This window comes from Allobosea sp. AAP35 (assembly GCF_001295925.1).
Taxonomy (GTDB): Bacteria; Pseudomonadota; Alphaproteobacteria; order Rhizobiales; family Beijerinckiaceae; genus Allobosea.
Genome location: NZ_LJHQ01000018.1, coordinates 144,655 through 165,932, shown reverse-complemented (window position 1 = coordinate 165,932; position 21,278 = coordinate 144,655). Strand labels below are relative to the sequence as shown.

Annotated in this window: 21 protein-coding genes; 13 read left to right on the top strand and 8 right to left on the bottom strand. The window is 67.6% G+C overall.

Annotated elements, in window-relative coordinates:
* Window positions 1-5: 5 nt before the first annotated feature.
* Both IP69_RS07665 and IP69_RS21365 read right to left on the bottom strand, forming a co-directional pair.
* Complete coding sequence (locus IP69_RS07665; protein WP_054142213.1) at window positions 6-263, bottom strand: BrnA antitoxin family protein; 258 nt, start codon at window positions 261-263, stop codon at window positions 6-8.
* A complete protein-coding gene (locus IP69_RS21365) occupies window positions 223-513 on the bottom strand; it encodes a BrnT family toxin (RefSeq protein WP_349236290.1) in 291 nt (96 codons plus the stop codon). The genes IP69_RS07665 and IP69_RS21365 overlap by 41 nt, the downstream gene beginning before the upstream one ends.
* A gap of 89 nt (window positions 514-602) precedes the next feature.
* Between IP69_RS21365 and IP69_RS21785 the strand changes: the two genes are divergently transcribed.
* From IP69_RS21785 to IP69_RS07630, 8 genes are all read left to right on the top strand, one after another.
* Complete coding sequence (locus tag IP69_RS21785; protein WP_156323338.1) at window positions 603-752, top strand: hypothetical protein; 150 nt, start codon at window positions 603-605, stop codon at window positions 750-752.
* 17 nt (window positions 753-769) lie between these two features.
* Window positions 770-1,504: a zinc ABC transporter ATP-binding protein AztA gene (gene aztA, locus IP69_RS07660; RefSeq protein ID WP_054142282.1), complete on the top strand. Its 735-nt coding sequence runs from the start codon at window positions 770-772 to the stop codon at window positions 1,502-1,504.
* Between the two features lie 223 nt (window positions 1,505-1,727).
* Window positions 1,728-2,558 carry a metal ABC transporter permease gene (locus IP69_RS07655; RefSeq protein WP_054142281.1) on the top strand — a complete coding sequence of 277 codons (831 nt, stop codon included), beginning with the start codon at window positions 1,728-1,730 and terminating at the stop codon, window positions 2,556-2,558.
* Window positions 2,559-2,595: 37 nt separating this feature from the next.
* A complete protein-coding gene (locus IP69_RS07650; protein WP_054142212.1) occupies window positions 2,596-3,540 on the top strand; it encodes a metal ABC transporter substrate-binding protein in 945 nt (314 codons plus the stop codon).
* 195 nt (window positions 3,541-3,735) lie between these two features.
* The gene (locus IP69_RS07645; protein WP_054142211.1) at window positions 3,736-4,698 is read left to right on the top strand and encodes a GTP-binding protein; all 963 of its coding nucleotides are present in this window, start codon (window positions 3,736-3,738) and stop codon (window positions 4,696-4,698) included.
* A 126-nt stretch (window positions 4,699-4,824) separates the two neighbouring features.
* The gene (locus tag IP69_RS07640; RefSeq protein ID WP_054142210.1) at window positions 4,825-5,835 is read left to right on the top strand and encodes a WD40 repeat domain-containing protein; all 1,011 of its coding nucleotides are present in this window, start codon (window positions 4,825-4,827) and stop codon (window positions 5,833-5,835) included.
* 8 nt (window positions 5,836-5,843) lie between these two features.
* Window positions 5,844-6,122 (top strand): hypothetical protein, encoded by a 279-nt coding sequence (locus IP69_RS07635; protein ID WP_054142209.1) that lies wholly within the window; start codon window positions 5,844-5,846, stop codon window positions 6,120-6,122.
* Window positions 6,123-6,368: 246 nt separating this feature from the next.
* On the top strand, window positions 6,369-7,520 hold the full coding sequence (locus IP69_RS07630) for a crosslink repair DNA glycosylase YcaQ family protein (RefSeq protein ID WP_054142208.1): 1,152 nt from the start codon (window positions 6,369-6,371) through the stop codon (window positions 7,518-7,520).
* Between the two features lie 91 nt (window positions 7,521-7,611).
* Here the strand turns inward: IP69_RS07630 and rpoH are convergent, their stop codons facing one another.
* The 4 genes from rpoH to IP69_RS07610 all read right to left on the bottom strand — a co-directional run bounded on the left by rpoH (window position 7,612) and on the right by IP69_RS07610 (window position 13,875).
* The gene (gene rpoH, locus IP69_RS07625; RefSeq protein ID WP_054142207.1) at window positions 7,612-8,508 is read right to left on the bottom strand and encodes an RNA polymerase sigma factor RpoH; all 897 of its coding nucleotides are present in this window, start codon (window positions 8,506-8,508) and stop codon (window positions 7,612-7,614) included.
* 214 nt (window positions 8,509-8,722) lie between these two features.
* On the bottom strand, window positions 8,723-9,766 hold the full coding sequence (locus IP69_RS07620; RefSeq protein ID WP_054142206.1) for an RluA family pseudouridine synthase: 1,044 nt from the start codon (window positions 9,764-9,766) through the stop codon (window positions 8,723-8,725).
* 64 nt (window positions 9,767-9,830) lie between these two features.
* Window positions 9,831-11,669 carry a heme biosynthesis HemY N-terminal domain-containing protein gene (locus IP69_RS07615; RefSeq protein ID WP_082359115.1) on the bottom strand — a complete coding sequence of 613 codons (1,839 nt, stop codon included), beginning with the start codon at window positions 11,667-11,669 and terminating at the stop codon, window positions 9,831-9,833.
* 16 nt (window positions 11,670-11,685) lie between these two features.
* Window positions 11,686-13,875, bottom strand: coding sequence for a uroporphyrinogen-III synthase (locus IP69_RS07610; RefSeq protein ID WP_054142205.1), 2,190 nt, complete (start codon window positions 13,873-13,875; stop codon window positions 11,686-11,688).
* A 407-nt stretch (window positions 13,876-14,282) separates the two neighbouring features.
* Between IP69_RS07610 and tsaD the strand changes: the two genes are divergently transcribed.
* The 4 genes from tsaD to IP69_RS07590 all read left to right on the top strand — a co-directional run bounded on the left by tsaD (window position 14,283) and on the right by IP69_RS07590 (window position 17,191).
* Entirely contained in the window at window positions 14,283-15,353 is a 1,071-nt protein-coding gene (gene tsaD, locus IP69_RS07605) for a tRNA (adenosine(37)-N6)-threonylcarbamoyltransferase complex transferase subunit TsaD (RefSeq protein WP_054142204.1), read from the top strand.
* The gene (locus tag IP69_RS07600; RefSeq protein ID WP_054142203.1) at window positions 15,354-16,352 is read left to right on the top strand and encodes an NAD(P)H-dependent glycerol-3-phosphate dehydrogenase; all 999 of its coding nucleotides are present in this window, start codon (window positions 15,354-15,356) and stop codon (window positions 16,350-16,352) included.
* Between the two features lie 12 nt (window positions 16,353-16,364).
* A complete protein-coding gene (locus IP69_RS07595) occupies window positions 16,365-16,697 on the top strand; it encodes a hypothetical protein (RefSeq protein WP_054142202.1) in 333 nt (110 codons plus the stop codon).
* 86 nt (window positions 16,698-16,783) lie between these two features.
* Window positions 16,784-17,191 carry an EVE domain-containing protein gene (locus IP69_RS07590; RefSeq protein ID WP_054142201.1) on the top strand — a complete coding sequence of 136 codons (408 nt, stop codon included), beginning with the start codon at window positions 16,784-16,786 and terminating at the stop codon, window positions 17,189-17,191.
* 20 nt (window positions 17,192-17,211) lie between these two features.
* Here the strand turns inward: IP69_RS07590 and IP69_RS07585 are convergent, their stop codons facing one another.
* On the bottom strand, window positions 17,212-18,327 hold the full coding sequence (locus IP69_RS07585; protein WP_054142200.1) for a DUF2235 domain-containing protein: 1,116 nt from the start codon (window positions 18,325-18,327) through the stop codon (window positions 17,212-17,214).
* Between the two features lie 219 nt (window positions 18,328-18,546).
* Here IP69_RS07585 and acs point away from each other — a divergent pair, with 219 nt between their 5' ends.
* Entirely contained in the window at window positions 18,547-20,496 is a 1,950-nt protein-coding gene (gene acs, locus IP69_RS07580; RefSeq protein ID WP_054142199.1) for an acetate--CoA ligase, read from the top strand.
* Window positions 20,497-20,661: 165 nt separating this feature from the next.
* Here acs and IP69_RS07575 read toward each other — a convergent pair whose 3' ends face one another.
* On the bottom strand, window positions 20,662-21,105 hold the full coding sequence (locus IP69_RS07575; protein WP_082359112.1) for a RidA family protein: 444 nt from the start codon (window positions 21,103-21,105) through the stop codon (window positions 20,662-20,664).
* Window positions 21,106-21,278 lie beyond the last annotated feature (173 nt).

The following is a 21,278-nucleotide window of genomic DNA, read 5'->3' as shown; positions in this document are numbered from 1 at the left end:
CGGGTTTACCCGGCCTTGCGCAGCGCCTCGTTGATCCGCGCTTGCCAGCCGGGGCCGGTCGCCCGGAAGCGTTCGATGATATCGGCATCGAGCCGCAAGGTGATCTGTTGCTTGGGTGTCGCGACCTTGGGCCTTCCCCGGCCACGACGGATCAGGACGCCGTTATCGTGAACATCAGCGTCATCGAACCATTCATCGGTCAATTCGGGCACGTCGTCGGGGTCAACCCAGGCGGCTTTGGTATCGCGCTTGTTCTCGCTCATTGGCTTTCCTCATACTGATGATGCGGCGCGCGTGGCCACGATCAGTCCAGACGATGACAACGATCCGGCCGTCGAGCCGACCGACTGTGATGAAGCGTTCCTCCCCATAATCGATCCAACGATCTGGCTGCGTGAACGTCCTGCCGGCGAAAACCTCGGCGGCTCTGGCGAAATCCAGCCCGCGCTCCTGTAGCGTTGTGTCCCGCTTGGTTCTGTCGAAGACGATGTCCACGAATATATGTAACTCCATTAAATGTTTTCGGCAAATTGCGTTACCGGTTTCCACACGCCGCCAGGCCGGACTTGCCCATCGGGCCGCGTAACATTATATCATCGCGTATGGCCCGGCCCCACACGCACCCGATCTCCCACGCCGTCCCGGTCGATCCGGGCTGGTCGCTGCTGCGCCTGTCGGCGCCGGCGCGCATCGGCCTGGCCGCTGGCATCGTCGCGCTGCTCTGGGTGGCGACCTTCGCCGTCATCCTGTGAAGAAGGTCGCCAACCCATTGTCCGCCATTCGTCTCACCGATCTGACGCTGGGTTATGACCGTCACCCTGCCGTGCATCACCTGTCGGGCGAGATCGCCACGGGCAGCCTGACGGCGATCGTCGGCCCCAATGGCGCCGGCAAATCCACCCTGCTGAAGGGCATTGCAGGCGCGCTCTCGCCGCTTGATGGGCAGATCGCCTTGGCTACGGGGCGGCGCCTGGCCTATCTGCCACAGCAGGCCGAACTCGACCGCTCCTTCCCGATCCATGTCTACGATCTCGTCGCCATGGGTTTGTGGAACCGGGCCGGCATCTTCGGCGGCATCGGGCGCGGCGCCGCGGCCAAGATCGAGGCGGCGATTGCCGCCGTCGGGCTCGCCGGTTTCGAGCGTCGTCCCATCGTAGCTTTGTCCGGCGGGCAGATGCAGCGGGCGCTGTTTGCGCGGCTTTTGCTGCAGGACGCTGACATCATCCTGCTCGACGAGCCCTTTACGGCGATCGACGCGCGCACCACCGCCGATCTCCTGGCCCTGGTCCAGCGCTGGCATGGCGAAAGCCGCACCGTGGTCGCCGTGCTGCATGATATCGAGACGGTGCGCCGCGCCTTCCCGCAGACGCTGCTGCTGGCGCGCGAGACGGTGGCCTGGGGCGAGACCGGCGAGGTGCTGACGGCGGCCAACCTGCTCAAGGCGCGCCGCATGGTCGAAGCCTTCGACAGCCACGCTGCACCCTGCGAGCGCGACGCGGCTTAGGTCTTTCTCTGACGTCCACCCTCGTTCAAGACAAGGACGCCGTCATTCCGGGCGCAGCGCAGCGGAGACCCGGGATCCATCATAGGGCAACGACGGCGCTCTAGGATGGCTTCCGGATCGGCGCCGCTTCGCGGCTTGTCCGGAATGACGGGGTCGGGAAACCACGCTGTTGATCGCGCTCCTCTACGACCTCTTCATCGGCCCCTTCGCCGAATTCGATTTCATGCGCCGGGCGCTGGTCGGCGTCGTCGCTCTGTCGGTGTCGGGCGGCGCGATCGGCGTGTTCCTGATGCTGCGGCGGATGAGCCTGACCGGCGATGCGATGGCGCATGCGATCCTGCCGGGCGCCGCGATCGGCTATCTCGTCGCCGGGTTCTCGCTACCGGCGATGACGTTGGGCGGGCTTGCCGCCGGCTTTGCCGTGGCGCTCGCGGCCGGCGCCGTGGCGCGCGTCACGGTGATCAAGGAGGATGCGTCGCTCGCCGCCTTCTACCTGATCTCGCTGGCGCTGGGCGTCACCATCGTCTCGCTGCGCGGCTCGGCGGTCGATCTTTTTCATGTCCTCTTCGGCAATGTGCTGGCGCTCGACGACGACGTGCTGATCCTGCTGTCGGGCGTCGCGACGGTGTCGCTGCTCAGCCTGGCGGCGCTCTATCGGCCGCTGGTGATGGAATGCGTCGATCCGGGCTTTTTGCGCTCGGTCAGCCGGTCGGGCGGCGTCGTGCATCTGACCTTCCTGGCGCTGGTGGTGCTCAATCTGGTCGCGGGCTTCCACGCACTGGGCACGCTGCTCGCGGTCGGCCTGATGATGCTGCCGGCGGCGGCGGCGCGGTTCTGGACCGCCGACATCACCCGGCTGATCCTGCTCGCCAGCGGCTTTGGCATGGTCGCTGGCTATGCCGGGCTGGTAGTGTCCTATTCGGCCGGCAGCAATCTCCCGGCGGGGCCGGCGATCATCCTGGCCGCGGGGGCGCTCTATCTCGGCTCGCTTCTGATCGGTTCGCAAGGCGGGTTGCTGCGACGGCTCTTGCCTCGGGCGCATCTTCGGGCGTAGTAATGTTATAGTGTTTCATAACTTGCCGGAGATACCCATGCCGAACCGTCGCGCGCTCCTCGGAGCCCTGGCCGCCGGGCTGCTCCTCGCCCAGGCCCCGCTCGCCGCCATCGCCCAGGACAAGCTGCCCGTCGTCGCCAGCTTCTCGATCCTCGGCGATTTCGTGAAGGAGGTCGGTGGCGATCGCGTTGCGCTGACCACGCTGGTCGGCCCCAATGGCGACGCCCATGTCTATTCGCCGACGCCCGCCGATGCGAAGGCGATGGCCGGCGCCAAACTGATCGTCGTCAACGGGCTGAAATTCGAGGGCTGGATGACCCGGCTGATCAAGTCATCGGGCGCCAAAGCGACCGTTGCGACCGCGACGTCCGGCGTCACCCCGCTCGAGACCGAGGACGACCATGGCCACGGCAAGAAGGACCATGCACATGGCCATGATCATGGTGGGGTCGATCCGCATGCCTGGCAGAGCGTCGCCAATGCCAGGATCTATGTCGCCAACATCCGCGACGCGCTGGTGAAGGCCGATCCCGCCGGCAAGGACACCTATGAAACCAATGCCACGCGCTATCTGGCGCAGCTCGAGACGCTCGATGGCGAGATCCGCGCGGCGATCGCGCGCATCCCTGAGGACCGGCGCAAGGCGATCACCTCGCATGACGCTTTCGGCTATTTCGTGAAGGCCTATGGCATCCAGTTCATCGCGCCGCAGGGCGTCTCGACCGAGGCCGAGGCCTCGGCGCGCGATGTCGGCCGCATCATCCGGCAGGTGAAGGCGCAGAAGGTGCCGGCCGTGTTCCTCGAAAATGTCACCAATCCGCGGCTCGTCGAGCAGATCGCGCGCGAGAGCGGCGCCAGGCTCGGCGGGCGGATCTATTCCGACGCGCTTTCCGATGCATCGGGCCCGGCCGGGACTTACATCGCGATGATGAAACACAATATAACGCAGATCGAAAAGGCGCTCGCCGCCGGCCCGGCCTGACCGCCGGCTCTCACATTCCAGCCCTCATCCTGAGGAGCCGCGAAGCGGCATCTCGAAGGATGGTCCAGAGCGCGCTGGAGCATCCTTCGAGACGAAGCCTTACGGCTTCTCCGCAGGATGAGGGCTGGAGGTGTCTCAAGCCGGGGCGCGAGGAGCGGCCCGGCACTGCCGTTTGAAGAACCAAGGGTCACACCCATGTCCGAGAAAATTCCCGTCACGGTGCTCACCGGCTATCTGGGCGCCGGCAAGACCACGCTTTTGAACCGCATCCTCACCGAAGATCACGGCAAGAAGTTCGCCGTCATCGTCAACGAGTTCGGCGAGGCCGGCATCGATGGCGACCTCGTCGTCGGCGCCGACGAAGAAATCTTCGAGATGAACAATGGCTGCATCTGCTGCACCGTGCGCGGCGATCTGATCCGCATTCTCGACGGGCTAATGAAGCGCAAGGGCAAGTTCGACGCGATCATCGTCGAGACAACAGGGCTGGCCGATCCGGCCCCGGTCGCGCAGACCTTCTTCGTCGACCAGGATGTCGGCGACGCCACCAAGCTCGATGCCGTCATCACGGTGACCGACGCGAAGTGGCTGAAGGACCGGCTGATGGATGCGCCCGAGGCCAAGAACCAGATCGCCTTTGCCGACGTCATCGTCCTCAACAAGGTCGATCTGGTGACGCCCGAAGAGCTCGCCTCGGTCGAGGCCGCGATCCGCGCCATCAACCCCTATGCCAAGCTGCACAAGACGACGCGCTGCGACGTTCCGATCGATCAGCTGCTCGACCGCAACGCGTTTGATCTCGACCGCATCCTCGACATCGAGCCGGATTTCCTCGAATCCGGGCATCACCATCATCATTCCGACGCCGTGCGCTCGATGTCCTTCACGATTCCCGGCGATGTCGACCCTGAGAAGTTCATGCCCTGGATCAATGATGTCAGCCAGGCGCAGGGGCCCAACATCCTGCGCTCCAAGGGTATCCTCGCCTTCAAGGACGAGCCGCGCCGCTTCGTCTTCCAGGGCGTGCACATGATCCTGGACGGCGATCTCCAGCGCGACTGGAAGGATGGCGAGACCCGCAGCTCGCGCCTCGTCTTCATTGGCCGCGACCTCAACGAGAACGAGCTGCGTCAGGGTTTTGAGGCCTGCGCGGCGTGAGCCGTCTACGTCATGCTTGGGCTTGACCCGAGCATCTCCTGCCAGAGATTCTCGGGTCTCCGCTTCGCTGCGCCCGAGAATGACGGTGCGGTTCCCATGACAAACAGGCTGCGCTAGACCCCGCCCATGAACACGACCACCGCCCCCGTCTCGCTGCGCGAGCATGTCGTCCCCGTCGAGGCCGGCGCGCATGTCGTCGGTGCTCATTGGCTCAAATCGACGCTCGCGCTCGCGCTGGCCGATGGGCGCGTGCTGCGCTGGACCGACGGAGTGCTCGACTCGGCCGAGGTCCATGCCGGCGGCATTCTCTGCACCTGCAGCGATGGCGAGCGGCTGATCACCGGCGGCGATGACGGGCGGGTGGTCGCGACGACGGCCGATGGCGCCTCCACTGAAATCGCCCGCGACGCGAAGCGGCGCTGGATCGACGCGGTGGCGCTCTCGGGCTCCGGCAGCCTCGCCTGGAACACCGGCAAGACCGTCCATGCCCGTGACGACAAGGGCAGGCTACGCTCGCTCGATGTCGGCACGACGCCCCAAGGCCTCGTCTTCGCGCCGAAGGGTTTTCGGCTGGCAATCGGCCAAATGAACGGGGTCAGCCTCTGGTATCCCGCGACCGAAGCCAAGCCGGAATTCCTGGAATGGAAGGGCGCCCATCTCGACGTGATGTGGTCGCCGGACGGGCGCTTCGTCGTCTCCTCGATGCCGGAGAACGCGCTGCATGGCTGGAAGCTCGGCGACAAGCCGACGCATATGCGGATGACCGGCTATCCGGCCAAGCCGCGCTCGCTGTCCTGGTCGCATGACGGCCTCTGGCTCGCTTCCAGCGGGGCGGATGCTGCGATCGTCTGGCCGTTTCAGGGTGAGGGCCCGCAGGGCAAGGCGCCGCGCGAATGCGGCGCCCGCCACGCCAAGGTCACCCGCGTCGCCTTCCACCCCCGGGCGCTGGTGCTGGCGGTCGGCTATGACGATGGCTGCATCCTGATGATCCGGCTGACCGATGCCTCGGAGCTCTTGGTGCGCCCGGCGCTGCGCGACAGCGGCATCACCGCCTTCGCCTGGGACAAGGGCGGCAAGCGCCTCGCCTTCGGCACGGAAGACGGCATGGCCGGCGTGCTGACGCTGCCGGCGGCGTAAGAACGGCGATGCGCTTCGGCCTCTTCGGCAAGGGCGGGCCCGACAAGGCGCAGGCCGCCGAGCAATCCGGACGGATCAAGGCGCTGATGCGGGAGATCGCCGGGCTGCCCGAGGCCGCCGCCATGGCGGTCAACGAAATCATCTGCGCGGATCCGGCCTGTCCCGGCACCGAGACGGTGATCCTGGTGATGAACCCGGGTGAGAAGACGAGGGCGTTCAAGCTGGCCATGGCGATGGCGGAGGTGACCCCCGAGGCGCTGCGGGAGGCGGTGTCGGGCGGCGCTTGATATGGTGGCGGCCGCCATCTGAGGATCTCGCACAACGGCGCCGTCATCCTGGGCGACCAAAGGGCGACCGGGATCCATCATGGGGCACCGTCGGGCCCTACGATGGATCCCGGCCTGCGCGGCTGCGTCGCTGGTCCAGGATGACATGAAGCCGTAACTGCCGCGAGGTCGCCAGCCTGCTGACAGAACGCTGGACGGTGCGGGTTAAACTCCGGCAGCATTCAAAAACGCCTCGGATCGCCCGCCATGCCACCCCGCCCACCCAAGACGATCACCCTCTCGCGAGACGAGGCGCGGCGTCTCTGGCTGCAGGCCCAGCGGCTCGATACCCGCGAACCCTTCGGCTCGGGGCCCGAGGCGACGAAGGCGGCTGTCGAGCATCTCGGCTATGTCCAGATCGACACGATCAACGTGATCGAGCGCTGCCACCATCATATCCTGTTCAGCCGCATCCCGACCTATGAGCGGGGCGATCTCGCGCAGGCGCAGTCCGTCGATAAGAGCGTCTTCGAATACTGGACGCATGCGCTCTCCTATGTGCCGGTGCGCGACATTCGCTTCCATCTCGGGGAGATGAAGGCGCATCGCGATGAGCCCAAGCGCTGGTCGGCGGTGGGCGGGAGGGAGGAGGCGCGTAAGCTGCTCGGCCGCATCCGCAGGGACGGGCCGCTGACCATCCGCGACATCGACAGCGATGTGCTGGTCGAGAAGGCGCATCTCTGGGCGAGCAAGAAACCCTCCAAGGGCCTGCTGGAGCGCGCCTTCTACGATGGCGACCTCGTGATTCCGGCCCGCGCCGGCATGCTCAAGACCTATGAGCTGACCGACCGGCATTTCGGCTGGGACAAGCGGCCGACGCCGGCCTCGGAGCGGCAGGTCACGGCCTACAGGCTCGACCGCGCGCTGCGAGCCCAAGGCGTCGTCAGCCTCGATTCAATCTGCCATCTCGATGCGCCCGGCAAGGCGGCGGTGGCGGAGCTGATCGAGGCGCGGGTGAAGCGCCGGGATCTGATGCCGGTCGCAATCGCGGACTCGATTGTGCCGCACTGGATGCCGCGTGAAGGGCGCGAGCCTGCCGCGCCGCAGCCCGATCTCGTCCACATCCTCTCGCCCTTCGATCCGCTGATCATCCAGCGCAAGCGGCTGAAACTGTTCTTCGGCTATGCCCACGCTTTCGAGGCCTATCTGCCGAAGGAAAAACGCATCTTCGGCTATTTCGGCCTGCCCGTGCTGATTGGCGACGCGGTCGTGGCGGTGCTCGACCTGAAAACCGACCGCCAGGCGGGGCGGCTCCTGATCCAGCAATGGAGCTGGCTGGAAGGGCAGGAGACGCCGGAGCGGAAGGCGTTGATCGAGGCGGAGCTGGAGCGTTTCGAGCGGTTTCAGCTGGCCCGCTGAAGCATTGACGCAGTCCACCCTGGGATCGCAGAACAGCAAAAAGGGCGCAGAAAACCGCGCCCTCCGTCGCTCGTTACGGGATGAAAACCGCTCAGGCCGCCGGCAGCGCTGCGCGCGGGGATTCGATCCGCGTCAGCGCCTTCTTGACCGCATCCTGAACCTTCTCGAAGGCGCGGACCTCGATCTGGCGGACACGCTCGCGCGACACCCCGAACTCCTCCGAAAGCTGCTCGAGCGTGATCGGATCATCGGCCAGGCGCCGTGCCTCGAAGATGCGCCGCTCGCGCGGGTTCAGCACATCGAGCGCCTCGCGCAGGGCCGAGTGGCGGTTGTCGGCCTCCTCGGAATCCGCGAGCCGACGCTCCTGGCTCTCGCTGTCATCGACCAGCCAGTCCTGCCATTCGCCCTCGCCATCCTCGCGCAGCGGCGTGTTCAGCGACGCGTCGCCGCCGAGACGGCGGTTCATGTCGATGACGTCCTGCTCGTTGACGCCAAGCTTGGTGGCGATGGTTTTGACCTGCTCGGGGCGCAGATCGCCTTCGCCCAGCGCCGAGATCTTGCTCTTGGCCTTGCGCAGGTTGAAAAACAGCTTCTTCTGGTTGGCGGTGGTGCCCATCTTGACCAGCGACCAGGAGCGCAGGATGTATTCCTGGATCGAGGCCTTGATCCACCACATCGCATAGGTCGCCAGCCTAAAGCCCTTGTCGGGTTCGAAGCGCTTGACCGCCTGCATCAGGCCGACATTGCCTTCCGAGACGACCTCGCCGATCGGCAGGCCGTAGCCGCGATAGCCCATGGCGATCTTGGCCACGAGCCGCAGATGGGAGGTCACGAGCTTGTGCGCCGCGTCACGGTCGCCATGTTCGCGCCAGCGCTTGGCCAGCATGAATTCCTGATTCGGTTCCAGCATCGGGAACTTGCGAATCTCGTCGAGGTAACGCGAAAGTCCGCCTTCGGCGGACAGCACGGGCAGCGAAGCACTCGCCATGCTCGTTCTCCTTCACGGGCCCCCGCATCGCGGCAGACCCACCGCGCGATCAACCTTCGCGCAGGTTCGGATGTCATGATCAGGCCTAACGCCGCAACCATCCATAAGGTTCGGTCGGGCCGATCACTTGCGGCGCCCCCTTGGCCATCCGCATCCGATCCTCAGTATATGCCAAGAGAGCTTGGCGGAAACTAGGCAGCGAGGCCAGATCCGCTCACAGAGCCGCGAGCGCAGCTTGCAGATTTGCAAACTCGGCCGGCAAATCCGACTCAAACAGCATCTCTTCGCCGGTGACCGGATGCTCGAAACCCAGCAGGGCGGCATGCAGGGCCTGGCGCCCGAGCGCCGTCAGCGCGTCGCGCGCCGTCTGCGGCAAGCGGCTCGACTTGGTCGCGAAGCCCGAGCCATAGAGCTGATCCCCAAGCAGGGGATGGCCGAGATGGCTCATATGAACGCGGATCTGATGCGTGCGGCCCGTTTCCAGCCGGCATTCGACCAGGCTCGCCAGCGGTTCGGTCTCCTCGCCGCCCTTGAGCAGCGGCGGATAGCGCTCGATTACGGTGAAATGCGTGATCGCCTCGCGCCCGCGATCCTCGCCGACGACCATCATCTTCTCGCGGTTCTTGTTCGAGCGCTCGATCTGCGTGGTGATCGTGCCATGCGGCCGGCGCGGAAAGCCCCAGACGATGGCGAGATAGGCCCGCTGCAGCGGCCCGGTGCGGCCATGATCGGCGAACTGCTTCGCCAGCCCCTGATGCGCCTTGTCGGTCTTGGCGACGACGAGCAGCCCGCTCGTGTCCTTGTCGAGGCGGTGGACGATGCCGGGCCGCCGCACGCCACCGATGCCCGAGAGGCTCATCCCGCAATGGGCGATCAGCGCGTTCACGAGCGTGCCGTCCTCGTGCCCCCCGGCAGGATGGACCACGAGACCGGCCGGCTTGTCGATGACGATGAGGTGGTCGTCCTCATAGACGACATCGAGCGGAATATCCTGCCCGACGGGGTCTGGCGGGCGCGCGGCCGGAATGACGAGCGCGATCTCGTCGCCCTCGACGACCTTGCGCTTGCCATCGGGAACGACGACGCCGTTGAGGCGCACCCCGCCTTCCTTGATCACCTGTTGCAGCCTTGCCCGCGAGATTTCGCTGGCGAGCATGGCGAGCGCCTTGTCGAGGCGTTCGCCGGCCTGTTCGGCGGCAACATGCAGGAGGGTTCCGGCGCCGATCGGCGCCGCTTCAGGGTTCGTCTCGGCTGTCATGCCCGACGCTATAGGCCGGGCGGGCGCTCGCCGCACGCGTTTTCACGTTCCAGCAGGCGCGGCCTCACCCGAACAGACGGAACTTGCCCTTCTTCTCCTCGACCGGCGGCGCCTCGTCGGGTCCCGGATCGTCTGGCGCGTGCGACACCGGGAAGATCACCGGTTTGGGCCGGGTATCGGGCACCGGCTCCGGATCGGGCATCCTGGATTCGGTCTTCGCCGGGGTTTTGGGGTCGATCTTGCTCTCAGTTTTGGTCTCAGTTTTTGTCTCGGTTCTTGGCTCGAGCTTGGGTTCGGGCTTCGCATCTGCTCCTGTCGCCGTACCGGCGACCGGATTGAGCCCGACCACCGGATCGGGTTCGGCGACCGGGGTGACGCTTGGCTTCGGCTCCTCCGGCGGATGAGCCGGGGCGGGCGGGGGCGATTGCGCAGCGACGGGCGGCATGGGTGCCGTGGGCTCCGGCGCGGGGGCAGGGGCAGGCGGCATTGCGGCGGGAGGCGGCGCGACGGCCGTGACGACAGCGGGCTCGGGTTCGGGCGGCTCTGCCCGCGCCTCGATCAGCGGGGTCGAATCGTCGAGATCGGCCAGAACGTCGTCGAGCGCCGGGGCATGGCTGCCCAGCGTCGCCGGCGGCACCGTCCAGACGAAAGCGTCGAGCCGGCCCGAGATCGGCGAGACCGGCATCCAGATGTCGGAGACCAAACCGTCAGCGACCCAGGCGGCATCGCGCGGCGCGCGCGTCGCCCGCGACAGCCATTCGCGCACACGGCCGGCTGCACCATGTTCGGCCTCTTCGAGTTCGGCCATCAGCAGACAGACCCGCACCGAGGCGCCGCCGGCCAGAAGCGGCTTCAGCGCCTGTCGCGCTTTCTGGAAATCGCGGGCATGGATCGCGGCGCCCGCCAGCGCCAGCACGCCTTCAGGATCGGAGGGGCGCAGCCGCGACAGGGTGGTCGCCCGGGCCAGCCGGTCCTGCGCGCTGTCGCCGGGGCGGACATCGAGATAGGCGGCGGCAAGATCGGGATGCGAGACCTCCTTCCAGGCGGTCTCCAGAAGCTTGACGGCCTTGCGGATGTCGCCGCGCTCGCTGAGCATCCGCCCGGCCAGCGTCGCCGCCGGCGTCAGGCCGGGAGCGAGCTTGACCGCCTCCAGAGCCGCGGCAAGCGCCTTCTCCGGCTCGCGCCCCCGTGCCTCCAGCGCCTCGGCGGCGAGCAGCACCGCGCGCTGGCGCTTGGCGTCGGCCTTGTCGGCGAGCCGAAGCGCGGCGCGGCGCTCGACCGCGGTGCGGGCCGCCGGCCAGTCCCCGGCGCTGGTGTGGAAATCGAGCAGAGCGTCATTGGCCCAGGCCAGCGAGGGCGAGCGCCGCACGGCATCATCGGCGAAGGCGCGCGCGGCGGCCATGTCGCCCCGGCGCTTGGCCTCGACGAACAGCCCGCGCAGGCCCAGAACCCGCGTCTCGGGCTTGTCGAGCATGGTCTTGAAAGCGGCTTCCGCGCGACCCCGATCGCCGGAGAGCTGGGCGGCCTGCGCCTCCAGCAGCAGCGTCAGCGGTTCGTTGCCGGCATAGCGGCGGGCATCGACGGCATGGCGGCCGGCCGCGATCGGATCGCCCGCGCCGATGGCAACCATGCCGCGCGAAACCGCCTCGAACCCGCGCGCCCGGCGACGCGCCCGCGAGGCGAAACTGAACGCGCTCGGCAGCCCGAGCACGAAACGCAGCAGACCCCAGCCCAGCATCGCCAGCAAGGCGAGCATGACCACGCCGATCGCGGCGATCGCAACGCTGGTCTCGACCCGGTAACCCTGCCAGAGCACGGAGACCTCGCCCGGCCGGTCGGCGAGCCAGACGGCGCCGATGGCGAGCGCGGCGAAAACGGTGAGATAGAGCAGTACGCGAACCATGAACCTCTATCCTCCGTCAGCCGGCCACGCCGAGCGCGGCCACCGCATCCTGTGCGATCTTCGAAATGGCAGCATCGGCCTCGCCCCGCTTGCGCAGGGCCTCGCCGAAATCGGCGCTGTCGCGCCGCGCCGGCTCGGGCAACTGCCCCCACAGCGCGGCCGCGGCGGCGTTGTCACCCCGCACGATCGCGTTTTCGAGCCGGATCGGCAATGTCGCGGCATCGTCCACGCGCGTCTCGCCGACCGGGCGGATGCTCACCACCCGGCTTGCGAGCCCCATCAGCCGCTCCTGCCAGCCGGCCGAGGCCGGCATCAGCTCGCGAGCAAACAGCGCCCGATGCGTGCGAAGTTGCGCCAGCAGCGCGTCTTTCGTCGGGGCGCCCGAAGCCGCCACCGCCTCCAGTGCCGCGACCTGTTGCGACGCGCCGCCGCCCTTGGCCAGTGCCGCGACATCGCTGGCGAAGGGCTGGCCCGATTCCAGCGCCACCCGGACACGCTGCGCCAGAACGACGCGCGCGGCGGCGAGCGCCTGCGGGCTCGGCGCAGCGGCGGCCTTGGCGAGGCTCTCGACCGTGCCGATCCGGGCTGAATTCTGCTCCAGCCTTTGGCCGATCGCGCTGGTGGCGGCTTCGGCCCGTTTGGCCTGTTCGCTGAGCCCCGCAATCGCACCCGCGTCGGGAGCCTGGGCGCGCGCGATCTCGCCGGCGCGCACTGTCGCGGCCTCGGCCGCTGAATTAGCCTTTGCCGCGGCCTGCGACGCGGCCGTGGCCTTCCGGTCGAGATCGGCGGTGCTGGTCTGCAGGGCATCGAGGCGGCTCTGCAATTGGGCGACCTGCTCGGGCGTGACGGACGGCGTGGCGCGGCTCATCGCGAACAGGACCACGCCGGCACCGACAAGACCGCCGACGAGACCCGCCAGCGCGAGCGACGGCAGCCGGGACCTGGACGGTTCGGGTTGAGGCGCGGGCTTCGGCTCGGAGCCGACACCGTCCGAGCGCGTCGCCCCGACAGATGGGGTCGATGTGGCAAGCCGGGTCTGCTCGGCTGCGGGCGTCGCCCCGGATGGCCCGGTCGACGCCAGGTGCTCGGTGGGAGAGGCCGATGCGTCCTGACCTGACCCGTCGCTCGGCCCACCGGCGAATTCCTGCGGCAGGGCTTCTGTCGGAAGCACCGCCTCGGGCGGGACGCCGGGGCCGATCTTGGGACCGGAGGCGCTGTCTGGGGTTGTCTGATCATCGGTGACCGGTGGCGTGGTGTCGTCCGTGGTCACCACATCTTGGGGGACCTCGTGCGCCGTCGCATCGATCGTCGGCGGGGTCCGGCCCGATCGGCCGGCGCGGCCCTTCGACGAGCCGCCCCGCCTGGTCCCGGAATCGGGGCGCGAAGAGGGGGCTGCACTGTCCTTCGGCGTCTCGGGATCGTTCATCGCATCCTTGTCCGTCTCGAGGCCAGCCGACGCAACCCCGCCTTTTGTAACATCCGCGCTCAAACGATGGCGAGCCGACACTTGGTCCAGCGCCGCCAGCAGCGCTGCCTCCTCGGGATATTCGGCCACCAGCACGGTGCTCGCGCCCGCCGAGATCAGCGGGCCCGCGACATCCGCCGAGAGCGTGACATGGGTGAGATCGAGCAGCGCCTCCGCGACGCCGGCTTCCCGCGCCAGTGCGAGGCATGTCCTGACGCCGCGCGTCGAATAATGCAGGGCTCCGTCGGCCCCGCCCTCGCGCAGGGCTTCCCGTGCTGCTTCCGGGAAGCTCGTGACAGCCTGCGCCTCATAGGCCACCCAGGTCGCGATCTCGAAGCCGGCCGCCGCCAGCCTGTCGCCGACATCGTCATGCCGGTCGCGTCCGACGATCAGCAGAAGCCGGGCGGGGGCGGCGAGATTGTCGCCGATCAAGGCAACCAGATCGTCGCGATTGCCTTTTGCGCTGTGCGCAGCGGCAAACCCAGCCTCGCGCGCCTTGGCGGCCGTGCGGTCGCCCACCGTGAAGACCGGCAGGTCGTGCCGGTCGACAGAAAGTTCGCCAAGCGCGGGCACCGCGTTGCCGCTGGTCAGCACGATTGCGGAAAACGACCCGTCGGGCGCCGGCTCCGGCAGACGAAGAATCTCGAACAGCGGGGCAACGATCGGCTCATGGCCATGGGCCCGGATTGCCGCTGCGGTGCGCTCGGACTCGGCCGGCGGGCGGAACACGAATATGCGCATGCGATCTCTCCTTGCCCTCCACCGGCTGCGCGGCAGCAACCTCGGCCACGCGCGCCCGACAGAGGACCTTGCTCGGCACCACCGCCGGTCGCGACAGTTCCTGGCGCATCAATCCCGCGTCAGGCGCCAAGGCGCAAGCCGGTGCGTGCGCGCAGCCTTGCAGCGAGGCGATCGACCTGAGTATGCCACCCCGTGACAAAGCCCCGACGCAAGCTTGTGTTCCCCGCGCGGATCAGCTGCCGCGTTGCGCAATCGACCGATCGGCCGGCCCGCTGCAGACCCAAGCCCCCATCCGCCCCTTGGCCTTCTGCGCGCGGGCGTTATAGGAAGGACGTCCCGGCGCAGGATCGCGGGCGATTGCGCTCTGGCTCCTGTCCCTCCCGCTCCCGAGACCTCATCGACCGATCATGCGCGTTTTGGGAATTGAGACGACCTGCGACGAGACCGCGGCCGCCATCGTGTCGGTCGAGCGCTCGGGCGAGGTCAAGATCCTCTCGAACGAGGTGCTGAGCCAGATCGCGGCCCATGCAGCTTATGGCGGCGTCGTGCCGGAAATCGCCGCGCGCGCCCATGTCGAGGCGATCGACCGCATCGTCGCCCGCGCCTTCGAAACCGCCGGCCTCAAGCCGGCCGAGATCGATGCCGTGGCGGCCGCAGCCGGCCCGGGCCTCGTCGGCGGCGTCATGGTCGGGCTGACGACGGCCAAGGCGATCGCGCTGGTCACGGGCAAGCCCTTTATCGCCATCAACCATCTCGAGGCCCATGCCCTGACGGCGCGGCTGACCGACGACCTCGCCTTTCCCTATCTGCTGCTGCTCGTCTCGGGCGGGCACACGCAGCTTCTCGCCGTGCGCGGCGTCGGCGATTATCTCAAGCTCGGCGGCACCATCGACGATGCTGTCGGCGAAGCCTTCGACAAGATCGCCAAGATGCTGGGCCTGCCCTATCCCGGCGGCCCTTCGGTGGAACGCGAGGCGCTGAAGGGCGATCCGGAGCGCTTCGACTTTCCTCGGCCGATGAACGGCCGGCCCAATCCCGATTTCTCGCTGTCGGGTCTCAAGACGGCGGTGCGGCTGGTGGCCGAGCGCATCGCGCCCTTGTCGGATCGCGATGTCGCCGATCTCTGCGCCTCCTTCCAGGCGGCGGTCGTCGATGTGCTGGTCGATCGCACCCGGGCGGGCCTGCGTGCGTGCGCTGCTGCGGGTATCACTCCCTCGACGCTGGTCGTCGCCGGCGGTGTCGCCGCCAATCAGCCGATCCGGCGCGGCCTGACGCGGCTTGCCACGCAGGCCGGGCTGCCGATGGTCGCACCGCCGCTGCCGCTCTGCGGCGACAATGGCGCGATGATCGCCTGGGCCGGGCTGGAGCGGCTGCGTCTCGGCATGATCGACGATATGAGCGCGCTCGCCCGCCCGCGCTGGCCGCTGGACGAATTGCGCCCGCAGGCGACCCCGCCCGCGTCCGCCCCCGTGTCGTAGATGACCGTCGCTGGCGATTTCGGCACGATCGGTCTTGTCGGCGCCGGGGCCTATGGCGCGGCGCTCGCTCTGGCCGCCGCGCGCGCGCGCCGCAAGGTCGTACTCTGGGCGCGCGATGCGGAGACGGTCGCGGCGATCGAACGGACCCGGGAGGCGCCCCGCCTGCCCGGCGTCGCGCTGCCCGAAGCCGTAACCGCGACGACCTCGCTGGCTGCCCTGGCGACGACCGATGCGCTCGTGGTGACCGTGCCGACCCAGAGCTTGCGCGAGGTCTGCGAAGCGTTGGCCGTTATCCTGCCGAGCGGCCTGCCGGTGGTTTCGGCGGCCAAGGGTATCGAGCAGTCGACCGGGCTGTTCACCACCCAGGTGATCGCGCAGGCCTGTCCGGGCGCGCGGCCCGCCATCCTCTCGGGGCCGAGCTTTGCGGTCGATATCGGCCAAGGTCTGCCCACGGCGGTGACGCTGGCCGCCACCGACCCCGATCTGGCGCGGGCGCTGGCCGAGGCGCTGAGTTCGCCGGCCTTCCGCATCTATCACAGCGCCGATCCGCGCGGCGTCGAGATCGGCGGCGCGGCCAAGAACGTGCTCGCCATCGCGGCGGGTATCACCATCGGCCTTGGGTATGGCGAAAGCGCGCGGGCCGCCCTGGTGGCGCGCGGCTTTTCGGAGCTGCGCCGCTTCGGCGAGGCCCATGGCGCCCAGGGCGAGACCCTGATGGGCCTGTCGGGGCTGGGCGACGTCGTGCTCAGCTGCGCCTCGCCGCAATCGCGCAACTTCGCCTTTGGTCTTGCGTTGGGGCAGGGACGCAATGTCGCGGATGCGGCCGGCGGCAAGCTGGCGGAAGGCGCCTTCACAGCCTCGATCCTCGCCAGCATGGCGCGTGAGCGCGGCATCGAGATGCCGATCGCGGAAGCGGTCGCCGGCATCATCGCCGGAGCGAGCGGCGTGCGCGAGGCGGTCACGGGCCTGCTCGCCCGGCCGCTGCGCGCGGAACTGTAGAGGGAGATAGCGATGGCAGGCGACTGGTCTGATCTGACGAAGCGCGTGGCGAAGGGCATCGCCGAGGTGCGCAAGACCACGGGCTCCGAACTGGTGGCCGAGAGCCTGCCGGTGGCGCTGGCGGGGCGCGTGCCGGCCGGCCCCGTGATCCAGCATCGTCGCCGCCGGGCGGAGGGCACGCACCGCTTCGTGCTGATCCTGCCCTTCGGCGAGGGTGAGGTCAGGGTCGAGCTCGAGCCGAAGGACTATGCCTCGCTGACCCGCGAGATGGTGCGCTTCTGGAACGAGCAGGGGCAGGAGGCGTCGAAGCCGCCGGTCGCGCAGGAAGAGGCGGGCGGCGAATAGCGAGTGGCGATAGGAGCCATCTTGCTTTTCCATTCGCCATTCGCCACTCGCTATTCGCCGTCTTCTTCCGATCATAGAGCGCACCCATGGCCCACTGGCTCGTCAAATCAGAACCCTCGAAATGGTCCTGGGAGCAGCAGGTTGCGGCCGGGCCTGAAGGCACGCACTGGGACGGGGTCAAGAACCACACCGCCAAGCTCAACCTGATGGCGATGAAGCTGGGCGAGCAGGTCTTCTTCTACCATTCCAACGAGGGCTTGGAGGTCGTCGGCATCGTCGAGGTGATCAAGGAAGCCTATAACTGGATTCCCGGCGAGCCCTGGGTGCTGGTCGATTTCAAGGCCGTGAAGCCGCTGCCCAAGCCCGTGACGCTGGCGCAGGTCAAGGCCGAGCCGAGCCTCGAGACCATGGCGCTGGTCAAATCCTTCCGGCTTTCGGTGCAGCCCGTCACCGACGCCGAATGGGATATCGTCTGCAAGATGGGCGGGCTCTGAAACGCCTCCGCGACCCATCCTTACAAGGTTGGATCAAAGTAATAATCAGCGACGCGCGGATGATCGCGTAGCGCCTCGGGGCGGTAGCGCGGGTGATGCGCTTCATACCGGCGTTCGATGTCGTCGCAGAGTCGGTCCCGGTCAGGGTGGAGCTTCAAGACGAAGCCGCTGCGGTCCCGCTTGAGCCAGAACCGGCCCCAGCCGGTGCGCTCGTCATGGTCCTGGCCCGTAACGGATGCCGCGAACCGATAGGCGCCGGGGTCGAACCGGATGCCGACCAGCGGTTGCGCGCACCGGTCGATCATCCAGGCCAGCGCCAGATCCGAAAGCGCCCGGTCCTCATAGCCGCCGCCGACATCCGAATGCGATCCCGGGAACCAGACCTGGTCGATGGTTTGCGCCGGGTGGCGCTCGTCCTCGTCCCAGGGCACGGGCGCGAAGATGCGGCGGTCCTCATCGACCGCCAGCGCCTGAAAGCCGAACGGAATCAGCGGGTTGAGCTTGGCGTCGTGGAAGCGGTGGCGCAGCGGGTTCAGCAGATCGACGACGCCGGGGAGCCCGAGTGCGGCGACCGTGTCGAAGACGCCCACGACATGCACCGGTGCATCGCGGCAGGCATAGCGCCCGCGAAAGGCCAGGGCCTTGGCGCGGCGCTCTTCCGCGCCCCGGGGACCGTAATGGGTCTGGTAGATGGCGATGGCCTCGTCGAGCAGCTTGGCCCGCAATGCCGTTGCCGCCGGCGTGTCCTGCGTGATGTCGAGCCCGTCCTGCACGCGGCCGGGAATGCCGCACAGCATCACCGCCGAGGCGAGACTGCGCACCGTATAGGCACCCCGGCTGAAGCCGAACACGGCGATGCGCGCATCGTCGCTCCAGTTGCGGACCAGAAAATCGTAGCACTCATGGATGTTGCGGGTGATGCCCAGGCCCGTGGCCTTGTCGACGAGGTTGCGCGCCCAAATCGCCCAGTCGAGCCGCTTTCCCGGCTCGGTGCCGACGCCGGGATCGTAGAAGCAAAGCTGTCCCGGGATTTCGCGCGCCCATTCGTAGAGCCTGAAGACATTGGTCGCTCCGTCTTCGATGCGGACCCCGCGCTGCCCCGTGCCGTCCGAAAAGATGCAGATGGTTCTTGCCATCACAGCCCCCTGCCTGGTGCGGCCAGCCTAACGCATGGCCGCAAAAATGCAATCATAGGTTGAGATATGGCGTCGGGGATGCTTGGCTCTCCCCCGAAAGTGCGAGGCCGCTCGGCTTGCTGCGGAGCGCCCGGGGCTTATGATGTCGCGAGCCAACAAGAGGGCGGGGCGCTTGCGTCGGAACCGTCCAAACGGCCCAAGTCTGGGGAAGCGCCTGCCATGACCGAGATCATCTACGATGTGCCCGCGAGTTGGGCCAAGACGGCCTGGGCGAGCGACGCCAGCTACAAGGAGATGTACGCCGCCTCGATCAACGACCCGGACGTCTTCTGGGGCGAGCAGGGCAAGAGGATCGACTGGTTCAAGCCCTACACCAAGGTGCGCAACGCCAGCTACAAGCCGGGCGAGGTCTCGATCAAATGGTTCGAGGACGGCACCACCAACGTCGCCTATAACTGCATCGACCGGCATCTTCCGACGCGCGCCCATCAGACCGCGATCATCTGGGAGGGCGACGACCCCTCCGAGTCGAAGGCGATCACCTATGGCGAGCTTTACACCGAGGTCTGCAAGTTCGCGAACGTGCTGAAGGCGCGCGGCGTCGAGAAGGGCGACCGCGTCACCATCTACCTGCCGATGATCCCGGAGGCGGCCTACGCGATGCTCGCCTGCGCCCGCATCGGCGCGATCCATTCGGTGGTGTTCGGCGGCTTCTCGCCGGATTCGCTGGCGAGCCGCATCGAGGATTCCGATTCGAAGATCGTCATCACCGCCGATGAGGGCCTGCGCGGCGGCCGCGCCGTTCCCCTGAAGAAGAACGTCGACGCCGCCGACGACAAGGTCAAGGGCGGCATCGGTACGGTGATCGTGGTCAGGCGCACCGGCGGCCACGTCACCATGCGGGAGGGGCGCGACGTCTGGTATCACGAGGAGGCGGCCAAGGCCTCGGGCCATTGCCCCCCTGTCGAGATGAACGCGGAGGACCCGCTCTTCCTGCTCTACACCTCGGGCTCGACAGGCAAGCCCAAGGGCGTGCTGCACACCACCGCAGGCTATCTCGTCTACACTTCGATCACCCACCAGTATGTCTTCGACTACCATGATGGCGAGGTCTACTGGTGCACGGCCGATGTCGGCTGGGTGACCGGCCACAGCTACATTCTCTACGGCCCGCTCGCCAACGGCGCGACGACGCTGATGTTCGAGGGCATCCCGACCTATCCGACGAATTCGCGATTCTGGGAGGTCATCGACAAGCACAAGGTCAACACCTTCTACACCGCCCCCACCGCGATCCGCTCGCTGATGGGCGCCGGCGAGGAGCCGGTGAAGAAGACCAGCCGCGATTCCCTGCGCCTGCTCGGCTCGGTCGGCGAGCCGATCAATCCGGAAGCCTGGGAGTGGTATCACCGCGTCGTCGGAGACCGCCGCTGCCCGATCGTCGACACCTGGTGGCAGACCGAGACCGGCGGCATCCTGATCACGCCGCTCCCGGGCGCGACGAAGCTCAAGCCCGGCTCGGCGACGCGGCCGTTCTTCGGCGTCAAGCCGGAGATCGTCGATGCCGAGGGCAAAGTGCTGGAGGGGGCCTGCGAGGGCAATCTCGTCATCGCTGAGAGCTGGCCCGGCCAGATGCGCACGGTCTATGGCGACCACAAGCGCTTTGAAGAAACCTATTTCGCGACCTATCCGAACAAGTATTTCACCGGCGATGGCTGCCGGCGCGATGCCGACGGCTATTACTGGATCACCGGCCGCGTCGACGACGTCATCAACGTCTCGGGCCACCGCATGGGCACGGCCGAGGTCGAATCGGCGCTGGTCGCGCATCCGTCGGTCTCGGAGGCCGCCGTTGTCGGCTATCCCCACGACATCAAGGGCCAGGGCATCTACGCCTATGTCACGCTGATGACCGGCGAGCAGCCGAGCGAGGCCCTGCGCAAGGATCTCGTCGCCTATGTCCGCAAGGAAATCGGCCCGATCGCCTCGCCGGATCTGATCCAGTTCGCGCCGGGCCTGCCCAAGACCCGCTCCGGCAAGATCATGCGCCGCATCCTGCGCAAGATCGCCGAGGACGAGTTCGGCACGCTGGGCGACACCTCGACGCTGGCCGACCCCGCCGTGGTCGAGGATCTGATCGAAAACCGCCAGAACAAGCGGGCGGGGTGATACCCGCCGGATCTCCTGCGCCGTCATCCTGGGCAAGCCGCGCAGCGGCGCAGCCCGGGATCCATCATAGGGCTCCGTCGCTGCCTTATGATGGATCCCGGGACGACCTGCGGTCGCCCAGGATGACGGGGTGGGAACTGGCAGGTTGTGTGACCGAGCCGCTCCTCACATCGCCGCTGCCAGCACCTCGATCTCGACCTTGAAGGCCGGCAGGGTGAAGCCCGAGACGATCATCAGCGTCGAGGCGGGGGGCGGCGTCGCGACATGGGCGTCGCGGGATTCCATATAGCCCTTCATATGGGCGCGGTCGGTGACATAGGCGTTGATCCTGATGATGTCGGAAAGGCCCATGCCGGCTTCCGCCAGGATCGCGGCGATATTGGCGAAGCACATATCGGCCTGGGCGCGCACATCCTCGGGGATCGTGCCGTCGACCGCCACGCCGAGTTGTCCCGAGCAGGCGACCAGCCGATACCCCGCCGGCACCGCCATGCCGTGGCTGTAACGCGCGAAGGGCGCGGCGATGGACGCCGGAGCGAGCGGGCTCAGGCCGGACGGATGTGCGGCGGGCGGATCTGAGACGAGCGGATCTGAAACGAACGGATTCATGGGCGATCTCCTGCAAGGTCGCGACTATGCCCCGCCGCTTCGCGCGGAACCAGATCGCGCCCGGCGGGTTCGCAACCCGATCGGCCTGCGCTAGGAAGGTGCGGGCCGATCATGCTCATGTCACGTTCACGAGGATGGGCTAAAAGCACAATCGGCCACGAAACCGTCAGGCC